36 protein-coding genes and 1 pseudogene are annotated in these 19,653 nt (G+C 32.5%); 28 read left to right on the top strand and 9 right to left on the bottom strand.

Annotated elements, in window-relative coordinates; genetic code table 11:
* Positions 1–459: 459 nt before the first annotated feature.
* From IPK06_04515 to IPK06_04500, 4 genes are all read left to right on the top strand, one after another.
* Positions 460–741, top strand: a complete 282-nt coding sequence (locus tag IPK06_04515) for a hypothetical protein (protein ID MBK7979271.1) — start codon at positions 460–462, stop codon at positions 739–741.
* Positions 742–772: 31 nt separating this feature from the next.
* Complete coding sequence (locus tag IPK06_04510; protein MBK7979270.1) at positions 773–958, top strand: hypothetical protein; 186 nt, start codon at positions 773–775, stop codon at positions 956–958.
* A 181-nt stretch (positions 959–1,139) separates the two neighbouring features.
* Positions 1,140–1,541, top strand: coding sequence for a hypothetical protein (locus IPK06_04505; GenBank protein MBK7979269.1), 402 nt, complete (start codon positions 1,140–1,142; stop codon positions 1,539–1,541).
* A 4-nt stretch (positions 1,542–1,545) separates the two neighbouring features.
* Entirely contained in the window at positions 1,546–1,983 is a 438-nt protein-coding gene (locus IPK06_04500; protein MBK7979268.1) for a hypothetical protein, read from the top strand.
* Positions 1,984–2,017: 34 nt separating this feature from the next.
* On the opposite strand, the gene IPK06_04495 is transcribed toward IPK06_04500, so the two are convergent.
* The 9 genes and pseudogenes from IPK06_04495 to IPK06_04455 all read right to left on the bottom strand — a co-directional run bounded on the left by IPK06_04495 (position 2,018) and on the right by IPK06_04455 (position 7,952).
* Positions 2,018–2,206 (bottom strand): hypothetical protein, encoded by a 189-nt coding sequence (locus IPK06_04495; GenBank protein MBK7979267.1) that lies wholly within the window; start codon positions 2,204–2,206, stop codon positions 2,018–2,020.
* A gap of 133 nt (positions 2,207–2,339) precedes the next feature.
* Positions 2,340–2,699 carry a hypothetical protein gene (locus IPK06_04490; protein MBK7979266.1) on the bottom strand — a complete coding sequence of 120 codons (360 nt, stop codon included), beginning with the start codon at positions 2,697–2,699 and terminating at the stop codon, positions 2,340–2,342.
* A gap of 124 nt (positions 2,700–2,823) precedes the next feature.
* On the bottom strand, positions 2,824–3,108 hold the full coding sequence (locus IPK06_04485; GenBank protein MBK7979265.1) for a hypothetical protein: 285 nt from the start codon (positions 3,106–3,108) through the stop codon (positions 2,824–2,826).
* A gap of 107 nt (positions 3,109–3,215) precedes the next feature.
* Positions 3,216–3,602, bottom strand: coding sequence for a hypothetical protein (locus IPK06_04480; protein MBK7979264.1), 387 nt, complete (start codon positions 3,600–3,602; stop codon positions 3,216–3,218).
* Between the two features lie 11 nt (positions 3,603–3,613).
* Positions 3,614–3,763 (bottom strand): hypothetical protein, encoded by a 150-nt coding sequence (locus tag IPK06_04475; GenBank protein ID MBK7979263.1) that lies wholly within the window; start codon positions 3,761–3,763, stop codon positions 3,614–3,616.
* A 284-nt stretch (positions 3,764–4,047) separates the two neighbouring features.
* Positions 4,048–5,081: pseudogene (locus tag IPK06_04470) on the bottom strand (DUF4917 family protein).
* Between the two features lie 435 nt (positions 5,082–5,516).
* The gene (locus IPK06_04465) at positions 5,517–5,714 is read right to left on the bottom strand and encodes a hypothetical protein (protein MBK7979262.1); all 198 of its coding nucleotides are present in this window, start codon (positions 5,712–5,714) and stop codon (positions 5,517–5,519) included.
* Between the two features lie 219 nt (positions 5,715–5,933).
* On the bottom strand, positions 5,934–6,215 hold the full coding sequence (locus IPK06_04460; protein ID MBK7979261.1) for a hypothetical protein: 282 nt from the start codon (positions 6,213–6,215) through the stop codon (positions 5,934–5,936).
* Between the two features lie 1,563 nt (positions 6,216–7,778).
* Entirely contained in the window at positions 7,779–7,952 is a 174-nt protein-coding gene (locus IPK06_04455; protein MBK7979260.1) for a hypothetical protein, read from the bottom strand.
* 680 nt (positions 7,953–8,632) lie between these two features.
* On the opposite strand from IPK06_04455, the gene IPK06_04450 reads away from it, so the two are divergent.
* From IPK06_04450 to IPK06_04335, 24 genes are all read left to right on the top strand, one after another.
* On the top strand, positions 8,633–8,959 hold the full coding sequence (locus tag IPK06_04450; GenBank protein MBK7979259.1) for a hypothetical protein: 327 nt from the start codon (positions 8,633–8,635) through the stop codon (positions 8,957–8,959).
* Positions 8,914–9,342 carry a hypothetical protein gene (locus tag IPK06_04445; GenBank protein ID MBK7979258.1) on the top strand — a complete coding sequence of 143 codons (429 nt, stop codon included), beginning with the start codon at positions 8,914–8,916 and terminating at the stop codon, positions 9,340–9,342. Before IPK06_04450 ends, IPK06_04445 begins: the two co-directional genes overlap by 46 nt.
* 8 nt (positions 9,343–9,350) lie before the next feature.
* A complete protein-coding gene (locus tag IPK06_04440; GenBank protein ID MBK7979257.1) occupies positions 9,351–9,995 on the top strand; it encodes a hypothetical protein in 645 nt (214 codons plus the stop codon).
* On the top strand, positions 9,967–10,518 hold the full coding sequence (locus IPK06_04435; protein ID MBK7979256.1) for a hypothetical protein: 552 nt from the start codon (positions 9,967–9,969) through the stop codon (positions 10,516–10,518). Before IPK06_04440 ends, IPK06_04435 begins: the two co-directional genes overlap by 29 nt.
* Before the next feature lie 436 nt (positions 10,519–10,954).
* Positions 10,955–11,536, top strand: coding sequence for a hypothetical protein (locus tag IPK06_04430; GenBank protein ID MBK7979255.1), 582 nt, complete (start codon positions 10,955–10,957; stop codon positions 11,534–11,536).
* Positions 11,527–11,844, top strand: coding sequence for a hypothetical protein (locus IPK06_04425; GenBank protein MBK7979254.1), 318 nt, complete (start codon positions 11,527–11,529; stop codon positions 11,842–11,844). Before IPK06_04430 ends, IPK06_04425 begins: the two co-directional genes overlap by 10 nt.
* Before the next feature lie 19 nt (positions 11,845–11,863).
* Positions 11,864–12,319 carry a glucosaminidase domain-containing protein gene (locus IPK06_04420; GenBank protein ID MBK7979253.1) on the top strand — a complete coding sequence of 152 codons (456 nt, stop codon included), beginning with the start codon at positions 11,864–11,866 and terminating at the stop codon, positions 12,317–12,319.
* Positions 12,320–12,664 (top strand): hypothetical protein, encoded by a 345-nt coding sequence (locus IPK06_04415; protein ID MBK7979252.1) that lies wholly within the window; start codon positions 12,320–12,322, stop codon positions 12,662–12,664.
* Complete coding sequence (locus IPK06_04410) at positions 12,661–13,020, top strand: hypothetical protein (GenBank protein MBK7979251.1); 360 nt, start codon at positions 12,661–12,663, stop codon at positions 13,018–13,020. Before IPK06_04415 ends, IPK06_04410 begins: the two co-directional genes overlap by 4 nt.
* Positions 13,021–13,266 carry a hypothetical protein gene (locus IPK06_04405; GenBank protein MBK7979250.1) on the top strand — a complete coding sequence of 82 codons (246 nt, stop codon included), beginning with the start codon at positions 13,021–13,023 and terminating at the stop codon, positions 13,264–13,266.
* Between the two features lie 8 nt (positions 13,267–13,274).
* Positions 13,275–13,808, top strand: a complete 534-nt coding sequence (locus IPK06_04400; protein MBK7979249.1) for a hypothetical protein — start codon at positions 13,275–13,277, stop codon at positions 13,806–13,808.
* A complete protein-coding gene (locus IPK06_04395; GenBank protein ID MBK7979248.1) occupies positions 13,798–14,220 on the top strand; it encodes a hypothetical protein in 423 nt (140 codons plus the stop codon). Before IPK06_04400 ends, IPK06_04395 begins: the two co-directional genes overlap by 11 nt.
* 8 nt (positions 14,221–14,228) lie before the next feature.
* Complete coding sequence (locus IPK06_04390) at positions 14,229–14,405, top strand: hypothetical protein (GenBank protein ID MBK7979247.1); 177 nt, start codon at positions 14,229–14,231, stop codon at positions 14,403–14,405.
* Positions 14,406–14,428: 23 nt separating this feature from the next.
* The gene (locus IPK06_04385) at positions 14,429–15,184 is read left to right on the top strand and encodes a hypothetical protein (protein ID MBK7979246.1); all 756 of its coding nucleotides are present in this window, start codon (positions 14,429–14,431) and stop codon (positions 15,182–15,184) included.
* Positions 15,185–15,187: 3 nt separating this feature from the next.
* Positions 15,188–15,637 carry a hypothetical protein gene (locus IPK06_04380; protein ID MBK7979245.1) on the top strand — a complete coding sequence of 150 codons (450 nt, stop codon included), beginning with the start codon at positions 15,188–15,190 and terminating at the stop codon, positions 15,635–15,637.
* Positions 15,638–15,660: 23 nt separating this feature from the next.
* On the top strand, positions 15,661–15,822 hold the full coding sequence (locus IPK06_04375) for a hypothetical protein (protein MBK7979244.1): 162 nt from the start codon (positions 15,661–15,663) through the stop codon (positions 15,820–15,822).
* Positions 15,815–15,952, top strand: a complete 138-nt coding sequence (locus IPK06_04370) for a hypothetical protein (protein ID MBK7979243.1) — start codon at positions 15,815–15,817, stop codon at positions 15,950–15,952. Before IPK06_04375 ends, IPK06_04370 begins: the two co-directional genes overlap by 8 nt.
* An 8-nt stretch (positions 15,953–15,960) precedes the next feature.
* Positions 15,961–16,887: a hypothetical protein gene (locus IPK06_04365; GenBank protein ID MBK7979242.1), complete on the top strand. Its 927-nt coding sequence runs from the start codon at positions 15,961–15,963 to the stop codon at positions 16,885–16,887.
* Positions 16,888–16,905: 18 nt separating this feature from the next.
* Positions 16,906–17,055, top strand: coding sequence for a hypothetical protein (locus tag IPK06_04360; protein MBK7979241.1), 150 nt, complete (start codon positions 16,906–16,908; stop codon positions 17,053–17,055).
* Positions 17,036–17,689, top strand: a complete 654-nt coding sequence (locus tag IPK06_04355; GenBank protein MBK7979240.1) for a hypothetical protein — start codon at positions 17,036–17,038, stop codon at positions 17,687–17,689. The genes IPK06_04360 and IPK06_04355 overlap by 20 nt, the downstream gene beginning before the upstream one ends.
* Positions 17,689–18,216: a hypothetical protein gene (locus tag IPK06_04350; protein MBK7979239.1), complete on the top strand. Its 528-nt coding sequence runs from the start codon at positions 17,689–17,691 to the stop codon at positions 18,214–18,216. Before IPK06_04355 ends, IPK06_04350 begins: the two co-directional genes overlap by 1 nt.
* A gap of 8 nt (positions 18,217–18,224) precedes the next feature.
* On the top strand, positions 18,225–18,665 hold the full coding sequence (locus IPK06_04345; protein ID MBK7979238.1) for a hypothetical protein: 441 nt from the start codon (positions 18,225–18,227) through the stop codon (positions 18,663–18,665).
* Positions 18,666–18,894: 229 nt separating this feature from the next.
* Entirely contained in the window at positions 18,895–19,386 is a 492-nt protein-coding gene (locus IPK06_04340; protein MBK7979237.1) for a hypothetical protein, read from the top strand.
* Positions 19,387–19,391: 5 nt separating this feature from the next.
* Complete coding sequence (locus tag IPK06_04335; GenBank protein ID MBK7979236.1) at positions 19,392–19,592, top strand: hypothetical protein; 201 nt, start codon at positions 19,392–19,394, stop codon at positions 19,590–19,592.
* The last annotated feature ends 61 nt before the right edge of the window (positions 19,593–19,653 follow it).

Below are 19,653 nucleotides of genomic sequence, written 5' to 3'. Positions count from 1 at the left end.
TGAACCAAAGAAAATAAATGTTATATATGACGATTTGAATCACCCTACAATTTTGTTTACTAATACTTTAAAGTAGTAAAGGATTGCATTCTAAATTCTTATGATAAAAATATAACGTTTATGAACACAGTAACATTTCCTTATTTACAATTAAAATCCGGGAACCCACGTAGTTCCGGTTTGTCATTAAGGTATATGGTTGACCCAACAAATGGTAATGATGTTTATGATGGGCTAACCTGGAAAACGGCGAAGAAAAACTTTTACAAGGAGCCATTGATGCTATGCCGCATTTTAGATAAATATGATTGTGCTATATTATGTAAAGCCGGAGAATTGGGGGGGCATTTAATTACAAGAAAAGTGTGGAGGTGATGTTGAAATTGTTGAAATGATGCCTGAAGCCTCAAGTTTAGAATTTTATAATAATAATGAAAGTGTAACGTTTACAGCAGATTCATGCACAAGTACCGGTTTTCAACTATACAAGTAACTAATAATGGTTGGTTAAGATTTGGAGCGAGAACAAATGCCGGTTTAGCATGGGGAAAATTTGTATTCAAACCAAATTCATGGGATGGAATTTCAATAGGTAACAGCGCGAATGTTGATTTTATGAGTAAAATTTATAATGTCAATTCATCTGTTAACCATTCAGTTGTGGTTAGTTCTTTGGCTATGTCTATTTCGAAGATTGTTATTTTGGCGGTTACAGTGGAGCATCAAATAGAGCCGCAATAAGATTAAGTCAGCATGCTGATGGATTTTGTCTATGTCAAAACACATAACTTATCATGCGGCTTATCCATCAACTTTAAATAAATATTTTGCTGCGAACAACATTAGATACCCAATTTACGCAATAAGTTCAGCTATAAATAATCGAATGTCGATAGAGCTTGATCTCAATAATTTATCTTTACTGGTTCATACACAGTTCCAGATATTCCAAGTATAATAGCATATTCAAAATTTACCGGAAATTTAGCTAATGTAACTATTAGCGGAAGCTACCGATTAATTACCCGTGATATTGCAAACATATATCTTAAAATTTGCTCTACTTCCGCGCGCCCAATACAAGCGGAGCTTGTAGAGATGCCGCAAGCGGAAATGTAATTAAGGTTGTTCCATAAAAAATGCTTACCAATTCTAAACATGAAAAATCACTCAGACAAGTAAACAAGATCCTTAGTAAAAAAACTAAGGATTTTGAATATTCATTATTGCTGCAGTATAAAAGAGCACTTGAAAAAATCCGAAAAGCTTTGTTTGATATATATGTTAAGTACGGAGAGAATGTTGATTTTGCGGAGATGTCAACATATAATCGTTTGGCAAATTTTGAAAAACAAATAGCGGATGAAATAAAGAAAATTGCAGGAGTATCAATTGAGCTAATAGGTAAAGAAATTAAATATACTTTTAAGGACAGTTATAAAATTACAACCGAAGCCTTAAATGAAGTTCTTACGTTTGAAGTGCAATTCGCAAAATTAAATCCCGATGTAATTGCCGAAGCGGTAAAAGAATCCTTTTGACCGGGTGAAATGGCAGAAAAGGGGAATAGGACATCATGAAGCGGCAATTGACCAAGTTAAAACGGAAATAACGCAAGGATTGATTCAAGGAAAAGGTTACGCAAAAACCGCCGCAAATATTACCGATAAAGTGAACTCTCTCGCAAATAATATGACGCGCATAGTAAGAACGGAATCTCACCGGGTTCAGGTTTTGGGGAATAATACCGCTTTAGATAAATCAATTCAATCCGGGAAAAATTTGGGGATTGAGATGGTGAAAGCAATCCGTTCAATTATTGATGATAGAACACGTGAACAAAGCAGAATTATGGATGGACAAGAAGCTGACGAAAACGGTTTATTTACTTATCCCAATGGAGTAAAAGGATTGCCGGGTAATACAGGTGTTGCTGAATATGATATAAATGATCGGGAAGTTGTGATAATAAAAAGCGTTTAGTTTCTTAATAACATTCGGTTGGAAAGTTATGGTTCTATTTTTCTTTTTCAGATAATATCCTTTTTGCTTCCCTTAAATCTATTTTGGCATGATGACCATGTTTCTGGAGTAAATGCAAAAGATTTGAACCATTAAGTAAAGTTAAAGGTTTACCCTTGGCAAACCCATATGCATCTGGACCATAATCTGCAGTTGAAACTAAAATTCTTTGTAGCTCCCTCATTTACAACCGTGCCATACAAATCACGCACAGCAGAAACACCTCACAGTATTAGTATATCTTTTGCTTGAATTACAATTTTCCACCTCGGATAGGATCCGGATCGAAGGCAATAGCATCAACTCCACCATCTCTACTAGCTTGTGTTACTTTTAACCTCACCACCACTAGATTGAAATTCTTTTTCAAATAATTCTCTGATTAAATGCTCAAAATCTTCCCAATCCATTGCTGCAAGATTAGTTGTAGAGTCAATATTATCAACAACATCATAGCCTTCAACAAATCTTTTATCTGTCTTGCTAATTTGGAGAATAGGTTGAACAGCTGTTAAAGTACTTAATTTACTACTTGCAACGCCCTTTAAATTTTTAAAGCATGTTTTTGGTTCAACGTTTACCAAATCAATTTTGATAAACTCTTCTTTTTTTACTTGAATACTAAGAATACAATTGTTTTCCAATTTTCCCGTGGCTTTATTTATTGCTTGACCCAACCATTAAAAGAAATTGCATCAATTGCTTCAGCTTTATCTGCTTCAAATAGTTCATGAATTGATCTAAGTGCAATTTTGTATATTGCTTCATCGAAAATTTTATTTAATTGCACTTCAGAAATATTTATTTCAATAAGTTCATTTTTGAAGCATTAAATTTAACTTTTAATTTTTGGAAATACATCAATTGAGGAAGCTCATATTCAACAATAAGTATTTTATTATTATGATTATACTCTAATTCAAAATTCTTTGGGAAAGATTCTGGATATTCTGAATTATTTAAGACCATATCACAATATTCTGTGATTGAGTCTGAATTCTTTTCTAAATATTTTGCTTTCATATTATCAATTTTAGAATTGAACTTTTCTTGGTTTTTATAAAATTGTTCTTTTCTTTTTCCCATTCAATCATTTCATTTTATTTATACTTTAGTTTTTTCAACTTGATCTTCATATACTTTAACTGCATTTTTTATATTCTAACTCGGAAATCTGATTTTCTTTATCTATACTATTCCAATCTTTTTTCCCAGTTATTAAGTGATTGATTAAATAAATTTTTAGAATTATCCTCTTTTGCTTTTTTACGTGAAGAAATCATTTTATCAAAAAGAGTTATTTTGGGAATGTATTCTTTATCTGTACTTTGAGGTTTTCTTGGATATTCTTTTAATTCTTTTTTGTGTGGTTTTTTTATTTTAGAAATTAATAAATCCAAACTATTATTTGGATTTATTTCAGAAAATTTTTTTTTTGATTTTAATTTATTCCAATCGATTGTATCGTCAACATCAAGAGTGTGTCTTAATAAATTATCTATTATCTTTAATTCTTTTTGTGCTTGTTCAGTTTTTAAATTTGCGTCTTCTTGGTTTGATTGCCTTTCTTTATTTATCAACCGTTTATTCTCTAATTTTTCCCATTTTCAACCCATTTTTCAATTTGAAGATTAGCTTTATTTTGCATCATATCTAGTTCTGGAGCTGATAGAATTTTATGTTCATTTAAACCTTTATGAAACATTTCAAGAGTATATTTTAAAATTTGTATAATTAGCATTATGATGTGCTTCTGTTTTTCCAATTTTTATTAATTTATCATTCATAAAATCCTCACTTTTAATTTCTTGAAAGTATTTCAAACTAAATAATGGTTTTATTAATTTACTTTAGGTTTATTAAACAAACATTTGTTAATTCTCCTTTTGCATAAATGGAGACTTACTTTTCTGAATTGAATTTCACTTTAACAAAAAACTAAAATCTACTTTCAAACTTTATATTTACAAATCCCCAAGAATTGAACTTAGTGGGCAGTAGATTTGCTAGGTTATGTGCGTTTATTTATTGCCAAACATTTACTGTTTTCGCATCATAAATATTAACTTTACATTGGAATTTATTTCTAATTGATTCAATGTGTCTAAAATCATCTTCTGTATAAACTCCAATATAAATACTATGTAATTTTCTTTCATTCTTGCAATGTTTTGCAGCATTATTAATCGCTTTAATTATATGCTCATCATAAGGGCCAAAATTAAAACCAAAAGTAATTAAAGATCCTTGTATTTTAGAAAGTTTTTCATAACAATAAGACAAATATTTATTATGCATTATATGTGTCAATTTATCGTTACCATTACCAGCAGTTACAAATATGGGATATTCTTGCTGATCTAATCTCGATTTAATTTTTTTCTAAAAGATAATGTCCATCATATTCTTCTTTAATAATATCAATACCACAATCAAATAGTAATAGTGCACCATGCAAATAATGAATTGTCTGTTCTTCTTTACATTTTTCCCCATCGTAATTCTGAAAATTCCATTTCTTCTTCTTGAACATATTCATCTTTAATTTCAGCATCTCTTCCAAATCCATCAATTGCGTTTTTTAGATTATTGCGCATTAAAACCCAATAAAGTAATAAATCGTAATTTGTTGTGAAGATATTACCTTTATCATTTAAGTATTCTGATAAAAAATTAGCACAAGAAGAACTCTCATTTTCCTCTACAATAAAAACATGCTCTGGATGTAATTCTTTTATAGAATTAATAAGACTATTTTTTAATTCACTATTGGCTGCCTTAATTTTTTCAACTAATAATTTGTCCGAACTAAATGCAGCCGCAATTTCACAAAAATTTTCTAATTGTTACATAACAAATTCGAAATTTTTATTATTAATTATGGCAAATAATTTTTTAGAACATCATTTTTAGAATTTGCTATAAAAGTGTTTTAAACATTATAAGAAAAAATTTTGTTGCTATATGATATGCTAAAACCATTACCAAGCAATAAATGCTTAATACGTTTTTTTTCCTGACAAATATTTAAGGATTTCATTATAAGATTGCATTACCAAGCTCACTTTTTATGAATTGTATAAATGGCGACACAAAATAATTGCTACCTAAAAATAGTTTATTTAATTAATTAATACTTTTAAAAGTTTAAATAATTTTTCTTTATGTTCTTTCGAAGTTATAAACGGTAAACGTTTTTCATTTCTTGCTCTACATATAGCGATGCGGTGATTCCTCCAGTAATATTCAATTGATTAATTTTAGTGTCATATTCAATCAATGCTGAGTCATTTTATTACCTTCAACCCAAAATAATATTGCTTTTGCAAGTTTGGTGGGTGTCCTAATTTCAGGTTTTCTTTAATACTTCTTCTACTTTGTTGCGTTAAATTTGCATCAATTTCTGATAAATCAGCTTCTACAAGTATTACTCCGTTGGGAAATTGAACATTGAAAATTCTTTGCTCCGGTCATCCATTGAAAAATGATAATTTTCAAAACTGTAATCCCATTTGATAGTAAAATTCAGCCATTTCGGAAATAGGCAATTTAAAATATTTACTAGACTCCTCATAAATTCGATCTTGTTTTGCAAGTAGATCGCGATCAACTCCATACATTTCAGCACGTATACTTAATTTTTCAGAAGCTGTTAAACTTTCCCAATATTTATCAATTTCTTCAAGATTCATAATTTACATAACTGCACCTGTAACTACCCATAACCCTTATTGATTTATTAAATTACAGTTGATTTGTTAGTTATGGTTTTATTGCTTAAAAATAAATCATATTCTATCAATTCATTATTTTTTATAATACCTTTAATACTCTGATTCCATTTAATATTCTATCATTTTTGTATTCTTAAACTATCAAAAGATTTTATTATAATATTTTCTTCATTCAATTCAATTGCAATCTTTCTTTTTCATCTGGAATAAATAGAATAGTTTTTCTTCATCTATTCTTGGTGTTATATCAACTAAAACATTTCTTCTACTGTTCCACACTGAGTGAAACATTGCTTCAATAAAATTCTCATGTTGATTTTGCCAAATAATCCAACCAAAGACGATCTCGCCACCATCAATACTCTTTTTTATTAGATTATTAATGTGACAATTATTTATTTCTGCTTTAAATTTTTCGAGTATATTTAGAAAAACAGCATTATTTTTGTTTAAACCCAATAATTCAATTAGACTTAAAATTTTGTATCAATTTTTAGGAGGAGTGGATCTCATAATAAAAACTATAATGGCACTGCAAATTACGCGCCACCTAAAAAACAACAATACCGATTTTATTAAATAAATTTTAAAATTAGAAAAAATTTTCATACCAAGACTACATTATAAAATTGCTGAAACGGAAAACTAAATACTAAATTTTGTAAATGCCTAATGCGAATACGCTGTCGGGTTGAAGCCAGATTATAAAGCAATGCCATAAATTATTTTTAATCTTTGCATTAAACCGTGTTTAACTTTTTGGAAGGAAGAACAAAAGATATTCTGCAAGTGCAATAACGAATTCTAATGTTCTTTGCGCATCCGCATCATTTGGTAATGAAACACTTTCATCAGCATGTCTTTGATCATTAGCATCCAATCTTACATCGTGCCCATCTAGCCATTTTCTGATGTAATTAAATGATCCTCGGAAGCCTTATTAATACGTGAATAAAGAGATCCTTCTTTATAATTTTTAACTTTAACATTGAATCTACACTACTAGCACAAAGCATAATACAAACTGGCTGAAAGTGCTGACTATCAATGCTTGAGCCAAATAATCTTTTGCAGGTGATGGAATTGCTTCATTTACTTTTTTTGATTTGGGATAATATTCATAAACTTGACCAAGACTATTTACATTTGAAGCTGCTATTACAACACCACCACATTTTTGACACGCATAAGCTTTCCACCATCTTCTATTTGAATTATTAAGACTAACTGTTTCATTCCCATATCTTTGATAAATTTGGAGAAGCTACACTACAATAGGGACATCTATCTAATTCTAAATTATATTGAAGTTTTAGCATAAAATTTCTCCAATTTGCTTTATAACGACGTTGTCGATAACCCGCTGCCAAGAACAGCAATGCAGATTAAAATGACAAAGCCAAATATTTGGCAAACTGCACTTATCTTTCTTTGCAAGTGCAGTTTGCAACAATGTTAATTAATACAACTACTTAGAACAAAAAACTTAAAACGGAATAACCAAGCCAAAAATTTAAAAACTGCCGAGTGCGAAAAGGTGGTCGGGTTGATTGGCTGGTTAGGTGTTTTTCTTATTTTTATCTAAAATATCTTTTAATACTTGTTCTGAATTTGAATAAATCTGCTCAGTGAGATTCTTCCCATATATACGAATTATATTCATCTACCTTATTAATATCTATATCAACTTGGTTTATTCCATTGTATTCTTGATTTCTGCAATTAGCAATGCTATAGTTGGTGATACTGGATAATATAGTTCTAAGTCATCAACTGGATCTGAAATATTTTTGCAACAGCAAGGTATTTATAACTGGTTGATCACCAGTGATGAAAGGTAAAGTAGTTTTATTATTTAATAAAATTAATCGGTATTCTTCTCGCCTATTCAAATGAAAACCAGCATTTGTAGCATATATATGCCTTAAGACATTCCACATTTTCTCAACATTAAATTTTGTTTGATAACTAGTTGATTTAATTACATTCTGCTTTATTTTTTTGTTCGCATATATTGGGTATTTAAATAATATAAAAATTCCGGGTCTTCCATCTTCTTGATTCATAAAACGATAAATCTTTCTGTAAAATTTGGTCAATATATTTAGTAGAAATTCCTTCAATGTTAGAATGATAATCTTCTTCTAGGTTATTAATTTTCTCATCAACTTCTTTATTAATCACTTCATTGTTCAAACACTTTTTCTCAAGTTCGTTACGAAGCTGATATATTTCTGTAAAACCTTTCAGAAAATTTATATGTATTCGTTTAAGAATATCAGGTGAATTTTTATTGCTACATTTTCAATGAAATTTACTTCATTCTGTGTTAATTCTTGCAATCTATAAAAGTCTCTTTTCATTAGCTATCCCCATTAGATTTGAAGAAAATATTTTATCTTTTCGCAAACAATATAAGCTATCGTTGACTGTCCAAGCTTTCAAATAATAACGCCATACATAATGCTGTTTTCTTTTTTTTCAAATTAATCTCCTTTATTGAAACACCGAACTATTATTTAAGCTAAAGTCGAACATTTATTACAGAATTAAAGCTTAGGTTGGTTTACAGCTTCGCCAGTTAAGTTACATTAATTATAATTCTTTATATAACTAAACAATTTTTTATTTAAATATATAAGAATTTTATCTTATTGTAAATAAGTATAAATACTTACAGTAAGTATAAGTACGTACAAACGTATTTTGCTATCCTCACAAAAGTAGGATGACAAGCCTTTCTTAAAAACTTACTTTTTGGTCAAATAAAATTACCGCTCATTTCAAAGTTGGAGCAATAACTAACATAAGCTATCAGGACAAAGGTAAATGTCCCGTAAACAACCTAAGATAGAAACAAAAAACGGAGTATTTAAATGAAATTTACAGATGAACTAAAGAAAAAAATAGGTGACGAAAATTTTAAGCTGTTGGAAAATGAGCTAAAGGGGAAAGAGGTTTATCTTCTTGATCCTAAAGATTATTTACCGGCGGATAAAATATCCGAGTTAAGGAACGATCAGAAAAAGTTAAAAGCTGATAATGAAAAATTGACATCTGATCTTACAGCTTCAAAAACCGAAGTTGAAACTTTGAAGAAGGAAAAGGAAAACGGAACTCAAACAACCGATCAGCAAATTTCTTCTTTGAAAAAGAATTGGAAGATTTCAAAAAATCCAATTTGGAAAAGGATGAAGCGTTAAAGGTTGAAAGGAAACTCGGTGTTCTTAAATCACAGATTCTTGGTTCAAAAGGGAACGAAAAATACATTGATGTTCTTGTAAGTAAATTTCAAAAAGAAGGGAAGTATGACCACCTTGAAATTGAAAACGGAAAGATTAAAAATTTTGAGGAGCTTCATAAACCTATCTTTGAAGGATTTCCGGAAATGTACGGCGAGTTCAAAATTGAAGGGGCACAGCCGGGCGGAGGTAATGACAAGAATTTTAATTTGGGCGAAACCGAATCAATGAAAAAGTTCAAGGTACTAAATTCAAAAGAAAATTTATCTCCAATTGAGCTTCAGGAAATGAATGAACTCGCGATAAAAATTAAACAAGAAAAAGAATCTAAAGCCAAAACTTAGGAGAAATTATGTTTGTATTTGGTGTTCACACAATGTTTGACGATGCCGTAAGTATCGCGGATCCTACAATTCTTGCGGCAGCAAAGGCAATTAATTTGCCAAGAAATAAAGGGGCTTTTTTCCAAGCAATGGGAGCTCCTCCGGTAGCGATAAATACAGTTGATTTTGAAGTTTACTCAAGAAGCAAATCGGCAAGAGCCGGAACTGTTGGAACGGGAGGCTGGGACAATTCAGCAACCTCCGATTTACCGGTTGACGCTAATGTTGTTAAAGGTTTGACAATCGGTCACGTTATTGAAGTTGAAGCAGAGCAGGTAATTGTTTCGGCGGTTAACAGATCCGCAAATACAATTAATGTTTATGCCAGAGGCGCAGGCGAAACAACCGCGGCAGCACATTCAGCCGCAGTCGCATTTAAGGTTGTTGGTTTCGCGGGAAAAGATTCCACATTGAAAAATGTTGAGTCCGTAAGTGAAGAAACTTCGGCTTATAAAAATTACATTCAAACTATTTTTGAAACTATTGACTGGGAATTCCGTGGGGCGCAGTTAAAAAAGACAAGGTTTGCAGGACGCAAATATCATCTCTCTTTTAACTCAAGAAGCCTCATACCGTGTTGCCGAAATGTTGGCATCGATGGCGGTAAAAGGTAAAAAGCAGCTTGGCTCTAAAACAGGATCGCCTTATATGTCCGCCGGATTGATAGCTCAATTATTGGACAATAACGGCGGCGCACGTCCAACGCTTCAGTACAACGCAAACGGCGCATTAACAGAAACAAAATTGCGAGCCACCTTAGCAGATTTAGTTAAATACGGAAATCCAGATACAATTTGGTGTTCAAACACAATAAAGAGTGTAATCAACGGATTTAACGGTTCATTGACTACTACAATTGAGAGAACCGAACACACCACGGGACAATACATCAATCAATATGATTATGAAGGATTGATTTTAAACGTAAAAGTTGACGCGGATTTACCGGATAATGTACTTCCAATTTTAACTATGTCGAAATGTCAGAAAGGCTGGTCAGCGGGAGATTTCTTAACAAAGAAAGTTGAACCGGCTCAATCAAGCCGTGAATTCAGGGAATCGCTTCAAGGTTCCGTCGGATTCATTATTGAAGATGTTGGGTATGACCATTCAATTATGACGGGAATTACTCCATAATTAGCGAGTGCCTTAATTGGCACTCTTTTTAATTTAAACATAATTAAGGTAAGAAATGCTTAACATAATTTTAGTTTTTACATTATCCGGATGGTGCGAGAAATTACAGAAATCATATTTTGCGGGAAGATACCAGCCAAAAGATAAAAAGAATTTGAAGCGCTTAAAGAATTTGCTTCCGAAATAATTGAGCTGAAGCCGATTGAGGAAAAGAAATCAGAAAAAATTGGTGAAATTAAAACGGAAACAGTAAAAGCGGAACCAAACTCTGAATTAAAATCAACCGAAGAAAGTTCTCAAACTGCCGAATCAAATAAAGAATATACCGAAGAGCAAATAACGGATCTACGAGCGAAAGCAAAAGAAGCAAAATTCATAATTGGCATTCAAAGAATCCAAATACTTTAGCAAAAGAATTAGGGATTGATGAATAGCTATGCCGATTCTTACGCCATCTGAAGTAAAAGGAATTTTGGGGATCGCGGATAATGATTTATCGAAGGATAACATCATTGAAAAGCAATTGCCTTTGGTTGAAAGTTTTTTCTTTCGCGAAACTAATAATTATTGTGAGGTCGCAACCGAAAAAATTTTTCTCGAATCTGACACCATTTCTTTTGAAGGCGGAAATCCGTCACGAATAATTGACTCCTCAAATCAATTTGTTAATTCCGGTTTTAAAGACGGATTGGCGATAAGAATAAAAGGAAGTTATTACAATGACGGCGCAATTCCAATAAAGTCAGTTACGCCGGGTGAATTAATTCCAAAGGATGAAGTTGTTTTGGTTGATGAAGATTTTGGGTTAGATATTCGGATAACAATTATCAGACTACCAAAAGAAGCAAAACTTTTCATAGCAAAGTTAGTTGAGTTTTATTTTCCTAATCGAGCAAATACAAATGGAATTGAATCGGAACGGTTTGATGAATATTCGGTTAAGTACATAATCAAAGAAGATATTCCGGATTCAATAATGAAATTAATTGAAAATTTAAGGAATCTTTCATGGGCTTAGAAGAAACCGGATTTCTTAAAATTAAATACCGGATACTTGAGCGATCAATTGTTGATGACGGAATTGGGAGCAAAGTAAGTAACTGGCTGCCAATTTCAAATTCAAATTACGTTGGGCATCACAGAGGAATTAAATCAACAGAAAGAACTGTTGACGACCGGGAATCTTTTTCATCATCGCATAAGCATTGGTATCCGGCAAATGTTAATCTTAATGAAAATAACAGAATTGAAGTTCTATCAGGTAAAGATTCCGGAAAATATTTGACGTTGTTCCAATTAAGTCGGTTATGGATCATCACAAAGTAGCGGAGTTGAGTTTAGTAAAATGACACCCGAAGAATTTGTTAAAAAATATTTATTTGACGCGGTACAAAGTCAGGCAGCAACCGGAGTTCCGTTTATGGTTACTTTAGCTCAGGCTGCACTTGAAAGTGCTTGGGGAGAAAAAGCTCCGGGAAATAATTTTTTTGGAATAAAAGCCGGAACGTTATGGAAAGGTGAAACGCAATTTTTATGGACTCATGAATATAAGAACGGCAAACGTGAAAAGGTTTTGGATTCATTTAGGAAATATATCAGTCCCTCTCAAAGTTTTGCCGACCATGGTTTACTGTTAAAGAAACGCTGGCCGAAGGCATTCAATTTTTGTGATCCAACCGAGTTTATTAAAAGTGTACAAAATGATCATGATTATCAATACGCCACCGATCCGGATTATGTTATGAAGATTCAAACGTTAGTTAATCTATTAAGTAAAATTATAATAAAATTGGAGTTCTAAATGACACCAAAATTAATTTTTTCTCTAATCGCTCTCATTTTAGCATTTACATTTACTTTTTTTGCTCCGGGCTTACAATATGTAGATCAAATAGTTGTTGTTGTGGGAACTGTAGCGGGATTTTTGGGCGTAACAAATTGGAGAGCAACTTACCAAAACGCGGTTGATTTATTTAAATCAAAAACAATATGGGGAGCGGTAATTGTAGTTATTCCAATGCTGTTACTTGTAATTGTGCCGATATTTTTTCAATTGCCGCATGAAGTAAATGAAGTGTTAATGTGGGTTGTAACGGGCGGCGGCGGACTTACTCTTTATGGAATTTTTGACGCGACAAAAAAATGAACATCGATTTAGACAGAACAAAAATTAATAAAAATGATATTGACGGCGACGGAAAGCCGGACGGAAAACCTTTGGATGAACTTTTTGACGGAGTTGGTTATGAAAAAGAGACGATTCAAAACAAAATTTCCAACAAAGAATTAAAGTTTAAAAACAAAGAATTTCCCCAAAGTATAAATCTTCATTTGGGAAATGGTTTAAGATTGGTTGAAAGATTCATCAATAAATATTTTGGTTATTTGGTCGGGAACAATGAAAATCCGGTGCCGGACCTTAATTGGTTAAGCTCCTCAAGATTGAACATAGTTTATTTAATAATAATTGTTGTATTAATAATTTTCTTGTGGATTAAATAAATGACTTTGGAAGAGAAAAAAGAAAACGCGGAATGGATTAGATGGGTAATCCTTTTGGTTATCAACGTAATGATCATTGTATCATCTGTTATACTTGCATACGGATCATTAGATAAGCGTGTTACGGTACTTGAAACACGACAGGAAAAAAATATAGACGGTGAGGAACTGCAGAAGCAATTAAAAGCTTGGAAAAATGAAATCATTGAACAAATGAAAGAAGAAATTTCAAGACTTCAGAAATAAAAAAATAAATGAGTGAATATCTCGACATATCGAAATCGGAAAAATACACAAATAGTCTAATATTAGACTTTTTGAATTTTACAGGCGGAATAATTGTTTCGGAAATGGTCCAGAATGTTGTTGAGACTTTTGAAAATCAAACCGGAAATTTGGCAAACTCAATTTTCTTTGTTGTTGATGTAAATGAATTTAAAGTTATTGTTTACGCAAATACCGAATACGCGAGAATTCAAGAATTAGGCGGAGATATACTTCCAGTTAACGCAAAAGCACTCGCGATTCCGGTTCACCCGGAAGCAAAAAAAACGGCAATTCCAGACGGCAAAACAATAAGAGATATTTTCCCGGATTTAGTTTTAATTCCCAGAAAAAATGCTCCGGCATTATTGGTAAGAAAAAAGGGAAGAGGATTTAATCACGAGCGGTTTGATATAATGTATGTATTAGTTCAAAAAGCAACAATTCCTCCTCATCCTTACGCGGAACCGGCTTTACATACAGGATTACAAAAATCTTTGGATGCGTATAAAAATGCTGCTTAACGAAATAAAACAATCGGTATATAATTTTTTGATGGTGGATGAAAATCCATTTAAGAATGTTCTTTTAGGCGGATTGCATTATGTGCATAATGATCTTGATCCGGATGATGTTATTTATCCTTATGGAATATACAATTTCGCCGGAGGGAATTATGACGGCGACAGCTGTACTGATTTGGAATTTCCAATATTAAGAATAACGATGTATGATAATAATGACAGCAGTTACAGAATTTCCGATTGCGGCGAAAAGTTAGACACACGATTGAATAACTGCCAAATGAATTTAGTTTTTAACAGTTATTACTCATTATCGGTTAGGAGAGTTTCTCCGCCGATTGAAACAAAAACTGTGCTGAACAATTGGCAGCATTCAAGAAGCTACAAATTAAAATTACAGAGAAAAAATTAGGTGAGATTATGGGACTAATTGAAGTTACACTGAAGCAACCATATACGCAATATGGCGTTGAGTACAATGCAGGCGATAAAATAAAAATTAGAGAATCCAAAATTCCAAGTTTTGTAGAAAACGGATTGATTGACGCTCCCAACAAAATAAACGAGAAAAAGGGTTCATCAAAAACTAAGAATTGAATAGAAATTTTGAGGTAGAATAAATGGAAAAATTATCAGGATTATTATCAAGCTTTTCATTCAAAGGCACAGAAGTATGCGGCGCAAAAAATACAAGGTTCAGCGAAAGCTGGTCGGTTAAAGATGTTACAGATTTTTGCACTTCCGGAGACGGAAAAGAAACAATTAACGGTAGAGCCGAACGCACAATTGAAGTTACAGGGAATTTGAAATATAACAACGCTGTTATTGAAGGAAATTCGGGATTAATGAATCTTGCTTTTGATTCCGCGAATGTAATTCCCACCGATATGACTTTTGAAGAAACAGCAACCGAATTGAACTCTACAGACGGCGGGACAACGGGGAAAGGAACGGAAACGGTTGCCGGATTTAAGGAAAGAAAAAGTTCAATAACTTATTATATGAAAGATACTGAGGATGAACCCGTAAGAGCATCGACAAAAGCGGCAACACTAACATTCGCGACAAGTGTTAATGTCGCGGGAAATTTGAGATTTGATAATCTTGATATTGAAGATCCCAATGACGGTATGATTAAAGTTTCCTTAAACGGAACTTGGCAAGGCGCGCCAACACAAACAAATATGGGTTTACCGGCGGGCGATACCGGAGCAATCGCAATGACTTACAAACCCGGCGGAACAACGGCAAAAGCCATTACCGGAACAGGAATTTTATTATCAAAATCCGTCACTTTGAATTTTGACGGTGAAATGACTTTCACTTACAGATTTAAATTTAACGGCGCAATATTAACTCCAAAATATACTTCTTAAAAAATGAAATTTAACGGCGAATACATTGAGTTATTTGGAGAAAAATTACTTTTACACGAACGAACTTTCAAAGATGCACAAGACTTAGTTGAATGGATAAGCGAAAATAAAAATAAGCAAAGTGCATCTTTTGAAATTACCGTAAAACTTAATTTTCTTATAGACGCGTTGAAGTTCAATGTTATTAAACATCCTTACGCAAGCAAACATTTATTCGCTAAAAAATATTTGTACAGACCTTTCCGAAAAAGAAAATTGAAAAATATTAACTCCGGAATTTTTGAAAATAATTTATCCACAAGAATGGCGGATGAATTAATTCATAAAATAAGATTTGATTTAGAAAAACAAAAAAATACAACAAAAGAGGGAAGCGTTTTAAGCAGAACTCTTATGCTCCAAATGGTTTCTCAATATTCAGGAAATAACTTGGGAGGGAAGCGGAAAATTTAAGTATTTCAGATTTTGAAGCAAGATTGGAGCAGGCGTTTAACATATATAATTCTGAACGAGGCGGCGAGCTGAGAGTAAAATCAAGTGATCAGCTTGAAAGGGAATCTAAAAAGGAAATTGACTATGTAAAGCGGGTAATGAAAGAAAGAGAGGCAAAATTAAATAACGAGGCGACTAATGAATAATGAATTAGTTGCAGGAGCGCTCGCGGTTGTTGTACGCGCAAAACGCGATACTTTGAATGAAGATTTAAGAAAAGCCGAAGAAGATGTAAAAAAGGAAAGGAAAGGATTGAACGAAATTACGCGAACATAAAAGCGACTATGGATGACAGACTTTTAAAATTAAAATTGAATGATGTTGAAAAACTTCATACGAAATTAAAGCAAAGGTTAGAAGAAAAAATAAAATTAAATTATGATGTTTCATTAACCAAAAATACAATTTCAGATTTTGAATTAATGAGAAATGTACTTATCGGAATTGATCTTGGAGCAACAAATGAGCAGTTAAAAATATTCGCTGAATTCGCGCGGTTTGATTCGGTAAGAAAAGGCAACAGCACATTACAAACTTTCAATAACATTTTAAGCGGAGTTTTAAGAGGATCTACAGAGTTACTGGATAATTTTGGAATAAGCATTACTGAACTAAACGGTGAAATTGAAATACTCGCCGCCGAAAAATTGAATAAGACCGGAACCGAGCTTACCGCGGTTGAAAGAAGGATATTAAGCGTTGATGCCGCAACTAATATAATGAACCGAAGATTAAGTGAAACCGGAGATATTGCGTTAAAGAGTTCCGAAAAAATTGACCGGATGGCGGCCAGAGCGGAAAATTTAAAAGTGAAGTTAGGCAACGCATTAATTGAATTAAACGATAAAGCGACTGATGTAGCTGAAACTTGGTTGAACAGTATCGGCGGTTTATATAAGGTTCTGATTGATTTGGTTATTGACATTGATGAAGCAAAGATTGAGGAGGAAGTTAAAAAAGCAAAACAAACAACTCAAAAAACAATCGGTAAAAAGTGGCAGATTTTAGCCGATGGATCAAAAATTCAAGTACTTCCCGGCGGTGAGGAATTATTTAACGCGATCAACAGTTCGTTTGGTCAAATTGAAGAAAGAATAAAACAACTTAAGGAAAAAAGACTAACATTAAAACCAAGCGATATAATTGATGTAAGAAATATTGATACTGAAATTTCTCAGCTTGAGAAGTTTATCAATCCGGAAAAAAAATAAAATTGTAAAAAAGAAAAAGTGCAAGTTGATTTTAATGAGTTTGACGCTATTAAAGAAGATCAGGCTTGGTTAGATGAACAAATTGAACTTGAAAATGAGTTAGCGAAAATTAAGCAGGAGAATTTACAAGTTTATATTGAAGCACGAAATGAATTATCTGGAAGATGAAAAGAAAGAGTTAGAAGAAAGGTTAAAACGGGAAGAGGAAATTCATAATTTACAGATGAATTCTATAAGTGAATTCGGAAACGCACTTGAAGGATTGGGAGCTCACGGTAAAACATTCGTTTCTTATTTTAACGCGGCGCTTCAATCAGCATTAAGAATCGCGGACGCAATCAACTCATTAGAAACTGATCAGCTTTCGGGAATACTCGGAATCGCGACGGGCGGTTTCGGATTCCTCGCAAAATTTATTCCCGGTTTGGCCAAAGGCGGAACAGTAACAAACTTTGGCGGCGGTAATGTTTCTTTTCAACCTCATCAAAAATTCGCAACGGGCGTTTCAAATTTTACGGTCCCACCGGGATTTAACCGCGATGATTACTTAATCGGCGTTCAGTCAGGAGAAAAGGTTACAGTTACTCCGGCGAGCGGGAATAATAATCAAAATACGGACAGAATATTAACGGATGTTTATAACAGAATTGGAGCATTAACCGAAGTAATGCGAAGTCAAGTAAGATCTTCGGGTTCAAATACAATTGTGCTGAAAATTGGAGATAAAACTATCGGTACAATTGTTCAAGAAGCCAATAACAGATTTAACCGACAGAACACAATTCAAACAACGGATTTTTAATGTTATCGGCGCGATTAAAATATAAAAATGATTCTACTTGGTATAATGTTGATAATTTCATTATCAATAATTTGAATATTCCTTTTGTTCAAAGGGATCTTTCCTACAACTTAGATTCCGCGGGGCTTGATGTAGAATTTACTATCAATTATAATTTTGAGAATAAAACAGTAAATGATATTGAGAAAATAAAATTTACAGAAGGCTCAAATTATTTTCACGGCACTCCGGTTTCGATAAGCGAGAATAAAGATAACGACAGAATATCCGTAACATTTTTTAAGGAAATACATTTATTAAAAAGTAAAAAAATAAATAGAACTAATCTTTCATCAAGATTGGCAAACACAGCAAACAAAAGACTTTATAATAATCAAGACGCGAACGGCAATAATTCAACTTCGTTAATGTGGTTAATTAAAAATATGTTTGAGCATGCCGGCTTAGTTGATCCGACAATTACTCTCGGTCCTAAAATCGCGGTTACTCAAAATCCTCATTTACGAATATTTTATTTAGTGAATTAAAAGTTGATATGGATATTACTTACTGTATCAATCAGCAAGTGGCGGTTAAATCCGACAGTTCAATTTCGGAATTGTTTAATCCACAAGCCGAGATTACTTATTTTGATTTTGTGGACAAATTTTGTCAGCTTTTTGGCGTGAAGCTCAGCAATAATAATAACGGTTATTATTTAGATATTGCGAGCGAATATCATTTCGCAATTAGTGATGATTATAAATTCAGTTGTAAAAATTCATATTATGAAAAAGACGGAAATGTTCAGAAATTCGGATTTGCTTTTTTTAACGACAGATATAATTACACGATAAACACCGAATCAAATTTAAATAGCGGATGGTACAGCAATACAAAAAATGAAATTACATCAAATTGGTATGACAATTTAATTTTCGGTTATGAAAACAGAAGTCTAACGGATCTGTTAATGAAGGAAGTATTTATGAGTTAAATTCATTTATAGATTATATCACCGCCAATGATCCCACTTACTATGAAACAAAAATCGGAAATAAAATAAGAAATCGTTCCGAAAAAAATTATACAAAAGAATTTATTACAACTAGAAATCCTTCCTTATTCGTTATTGAAAATATTTTAAAAGGTGTTTGCAATTATTCCAAAAATACAATGGAGCTTCAGATTGAACAGATTACTATTCATAATTAAGGGAATGTAAAATGCAGTGGGGAACCGGAGCTCCTAAGTTTGAAGATCAGCAGGGAAATGTTATTCTTTTGGATAAATCCAAAGTTTTACAGAATGAACCAATTTATCATTATTTAGAACAGCCAAGTGTAATAAACGGATTTATAAATCATATTCATAAAGGCTATTGGTGGCTTTATGTTGTAAGAATTCACGTTTTCAAATATGATGATTCAATCAAAAAAACTAATGAGCTTTTACCATATTTAGGAAAAGACGTTTACTTATACCGACATCGTGAAGCGGATCCTTTTAAGAATTCCGCAGGAGAAAAATTATTGTTTAGAATTCAAGAGGTAACACCGGATCATTTGGACACACCGGATTTTAGGGACATTATCGATATAAAGTTTAAGTCAACAAATTATGTGGATGTTTCAAAATCCATTCTTCCGGAGAATGTGGCAATCGATTCAGATGGAATTATTCAAGTAGATTCAGACGGAAAATATCAATTAGGGTAAATAAAATGAAAAATATAGTATTAATAATTTTGCTTCTTTTTACAACAAATCTTATCGCACAAAGAGAGTACGGAGATCCGGCAAAGTATCCGTATTCAACAAATATACCGGACAATTCAACCGTTCAATTTAGAATTAACGGTACAACAATGATAGTAACTTGGCTAACTGTTAAGAATATTGTTGGGGCGAATTCCACTTATTAAATTCGCAAAACACTTGGACTCAGTTGAACTCGTTTAATCAAGCTGTTCAACTTGCGTCATC

This window comes from Ignavibacteriota bacterium, assembly GCA_016713565.1.
Classification (GTDB): domain Bacteria; phylum Bacteroidota; class Ignavibacteria; order Ignavibacteriales; family Melioribacteraceae.
The sequence above is the reverse complement of the archived record's forward strand: the minus strand, read 5'-3'. Positions and strand labels throughout refer to the sequence as shown.

Excerpts from the sequence above, each read along its gene's own strand:
- IPK06_04515 (MBK7979271.1), top strand. The coding sequence starts at position 460 with ATGCACAAGTACCGGTTTTCAACTATACAAGTAACTAATAATGGTTGG.
- IPK06_04505 (MBK7979269.1), top strand. The coding sequence starts at position 1,140 with ATGCTTACCAATTCTAAACATGAAAAATCACTCAGACAAGTAAACAAG.
- IPK06_04465 (MBK7979262.1), bottom strand. The coding sequence starts at position 5,714 with ATGAATCTTGAAGAAATTGATAAATATTGGGAAAGTTTAACAGCTTCT.
- IPK06_04405 (MBK7979250.1), top strand. The coding sequence starts at position 13,021 with ATGACTTTGGAAGAGAAAAAAGAAAACGCGGAATGGATTAGATGGGTA.
- IPK06_04345 (MBK7979238.1), top strand. The coding sequence starts at position 18,225 with ATGGATATTACTTACTGTATCAATCAGCAAGTGGCGGTTAAATCCGAC.
- IPK06_04390 (MBK7979247.1), top strand. The coding sequence starts at position 14,229 with ATGGGACTAATTGAAGTTACACTGAAGCAACCATATACGCAATATGGC.
- IPK06_04415 (MBK7979252.1), top strand. The coding sequence starts at position 12,320 with ATGACACCAAAATTAATTTTTTCTCTAATCGCTCTCATTTTAGCATTT.
- IPK06_04485 (MBK7979265.1), bottom strand. The coding sequence starts at position 3,108 with ATGGGAAAAAGAAAAGAACAATTTTATAAAAACCAAGAAAAGTTCAAT.
- IPK06_04400 (MBK7979249.1), top strand. The coding sequence starts at position 13,275 with ATGAGTGAATATCTCGACATATCGAAATCGGAAAAATACACAAATAGT.
- IPK06_04335 (MBK7979236.1), top strand. The coding sequence starts at position 19,392 with ATGAAAAATATAGTATTAATAATTTTGCTTCTTTTTACAACAAATCTT.
- IPK06_04365 (MBK7979242.1), top strand. The coding sequence starts at position 15,961 with ATGGATGACAGACTTTTAAAATTAAAATTGAATGATGTTGAAAAACTT.
- IPK06_04510 (MBK7979270.1), top strand. The coding sequence starts at position 773 with ATGTCAAAACACATAACTTATCATGCGGCTTATCCATCAACTTTAAAT.
- IPK06_04350 (MBK7979239.1), top strand. The coding sequence starts at position 17,689 with ATGTTATCGGCGCGATTAAAATATAAAAATGATTCTACTTGGTATAAT.
- IPK06_04410 (MBK7979251.1), top strand. The coding sequence starts at position 12,661 with ATGAACATCGATTTAGACAGAACAAAAATTAATAAAAATGATATTGAC.
- IPK06_04355 (MBK7979240.1), top strand. The coding sequence starts at position 17,036 with ATGAATTATCTGGAAGATGAAAAGAAAGAGTTAGAAGAAAGGTTAAAA.
- IPK06_04340 (MBK7979237.1), top strand. The coding sequence starts at position 18,895 with ATGCAGTGGGGAACCGGAGCTCCTAAGTTTGAAGATCAGCAGGGAAAT.
- IPK06_04450 (MBK7979259.1), top strand. The coding sequence starts at position 8,633 with ATGAAATTTACAGATGAACTAAAGAAAAAAATAGGTGACGAAAATTTT.
- IPK06_04475 (MBK7979263.1), bottom strand. The coding sequence starts at position 3,763 with ATGCTAATTATACAAATTTTAAAATATACTCTTGAAATGTTTCATAAA.
- IPK06_04435 (MBK7979256.1), top strand. The coding sequence starts at position 9,967 with ATGTTGGCATCGATGGCGGTAAAAGGTAAAAAGCAGCTTGGCTCTAAA.
- IPK06_04425 (MBK7979254.1), top strand. The coding sequence starts at position 11,527 with ATGGGCTTAGAAGAAACCGGATTTCTTAAAATTAAATACCGGATACTT.
- IPK06_04370 (MBK7979243.1), top strand. The coding sequence starts at position 15,815 with ATGAATAATGAATTAGTTGCAGGAGCGCTCGCGGTTGTTGTACGCGCA.
- IPK06_04380 (MBK7979245.1), top strand. The coding sequence starts at position 15,188 with ATGAAATTTAACGGCGAATACATTGAGTTATTTGGAGAAAAATTACTT.
- IPK06_04495 (MBK7979267.1), bottom strand. The coding sequence starts at position 2,206 with ATGAGGGAGCTACAAAGAATTTTAGTTTCAACTGCAGATTATGGTCCA.
- IPK06_04430 (MBK7979255.1), top strand. The coding sequence starts at position 10,955 with ATGCCGATTCTTACGCCATCTGAAGTAAAAGGAATTTTGGGGATCGCG.
- IPK06_04385 (MBK7979246.1), top strand. The coding sequence starts at position 14,429 with ATGGAAAAATTATCAGGATTATTATCAAGCTTTTCATTCAAAGGCACA.
- IPK06_04420 (MBK7979253.1), top strand. The coding sequence starts at position 11,864 with ATGACACCCGAAGAATTTGTTAAAAAATATTTATTTGACGCGGTACAA.
- IPK06_04440 (MBK7979257.1), top strand. The coding sequence starts at position 9,351 with ATGTTTGTATTTGGTGTTCACACAATGTTTGACGATGCCGTAAGTATC.
- IPK06_04395 (MBK7979248.1), top strand. The coding sequence starts at position 13,798 with ATGCTGCTTAACGAAATAAAACAATCGGTATATAATTTTTTGATGGTG.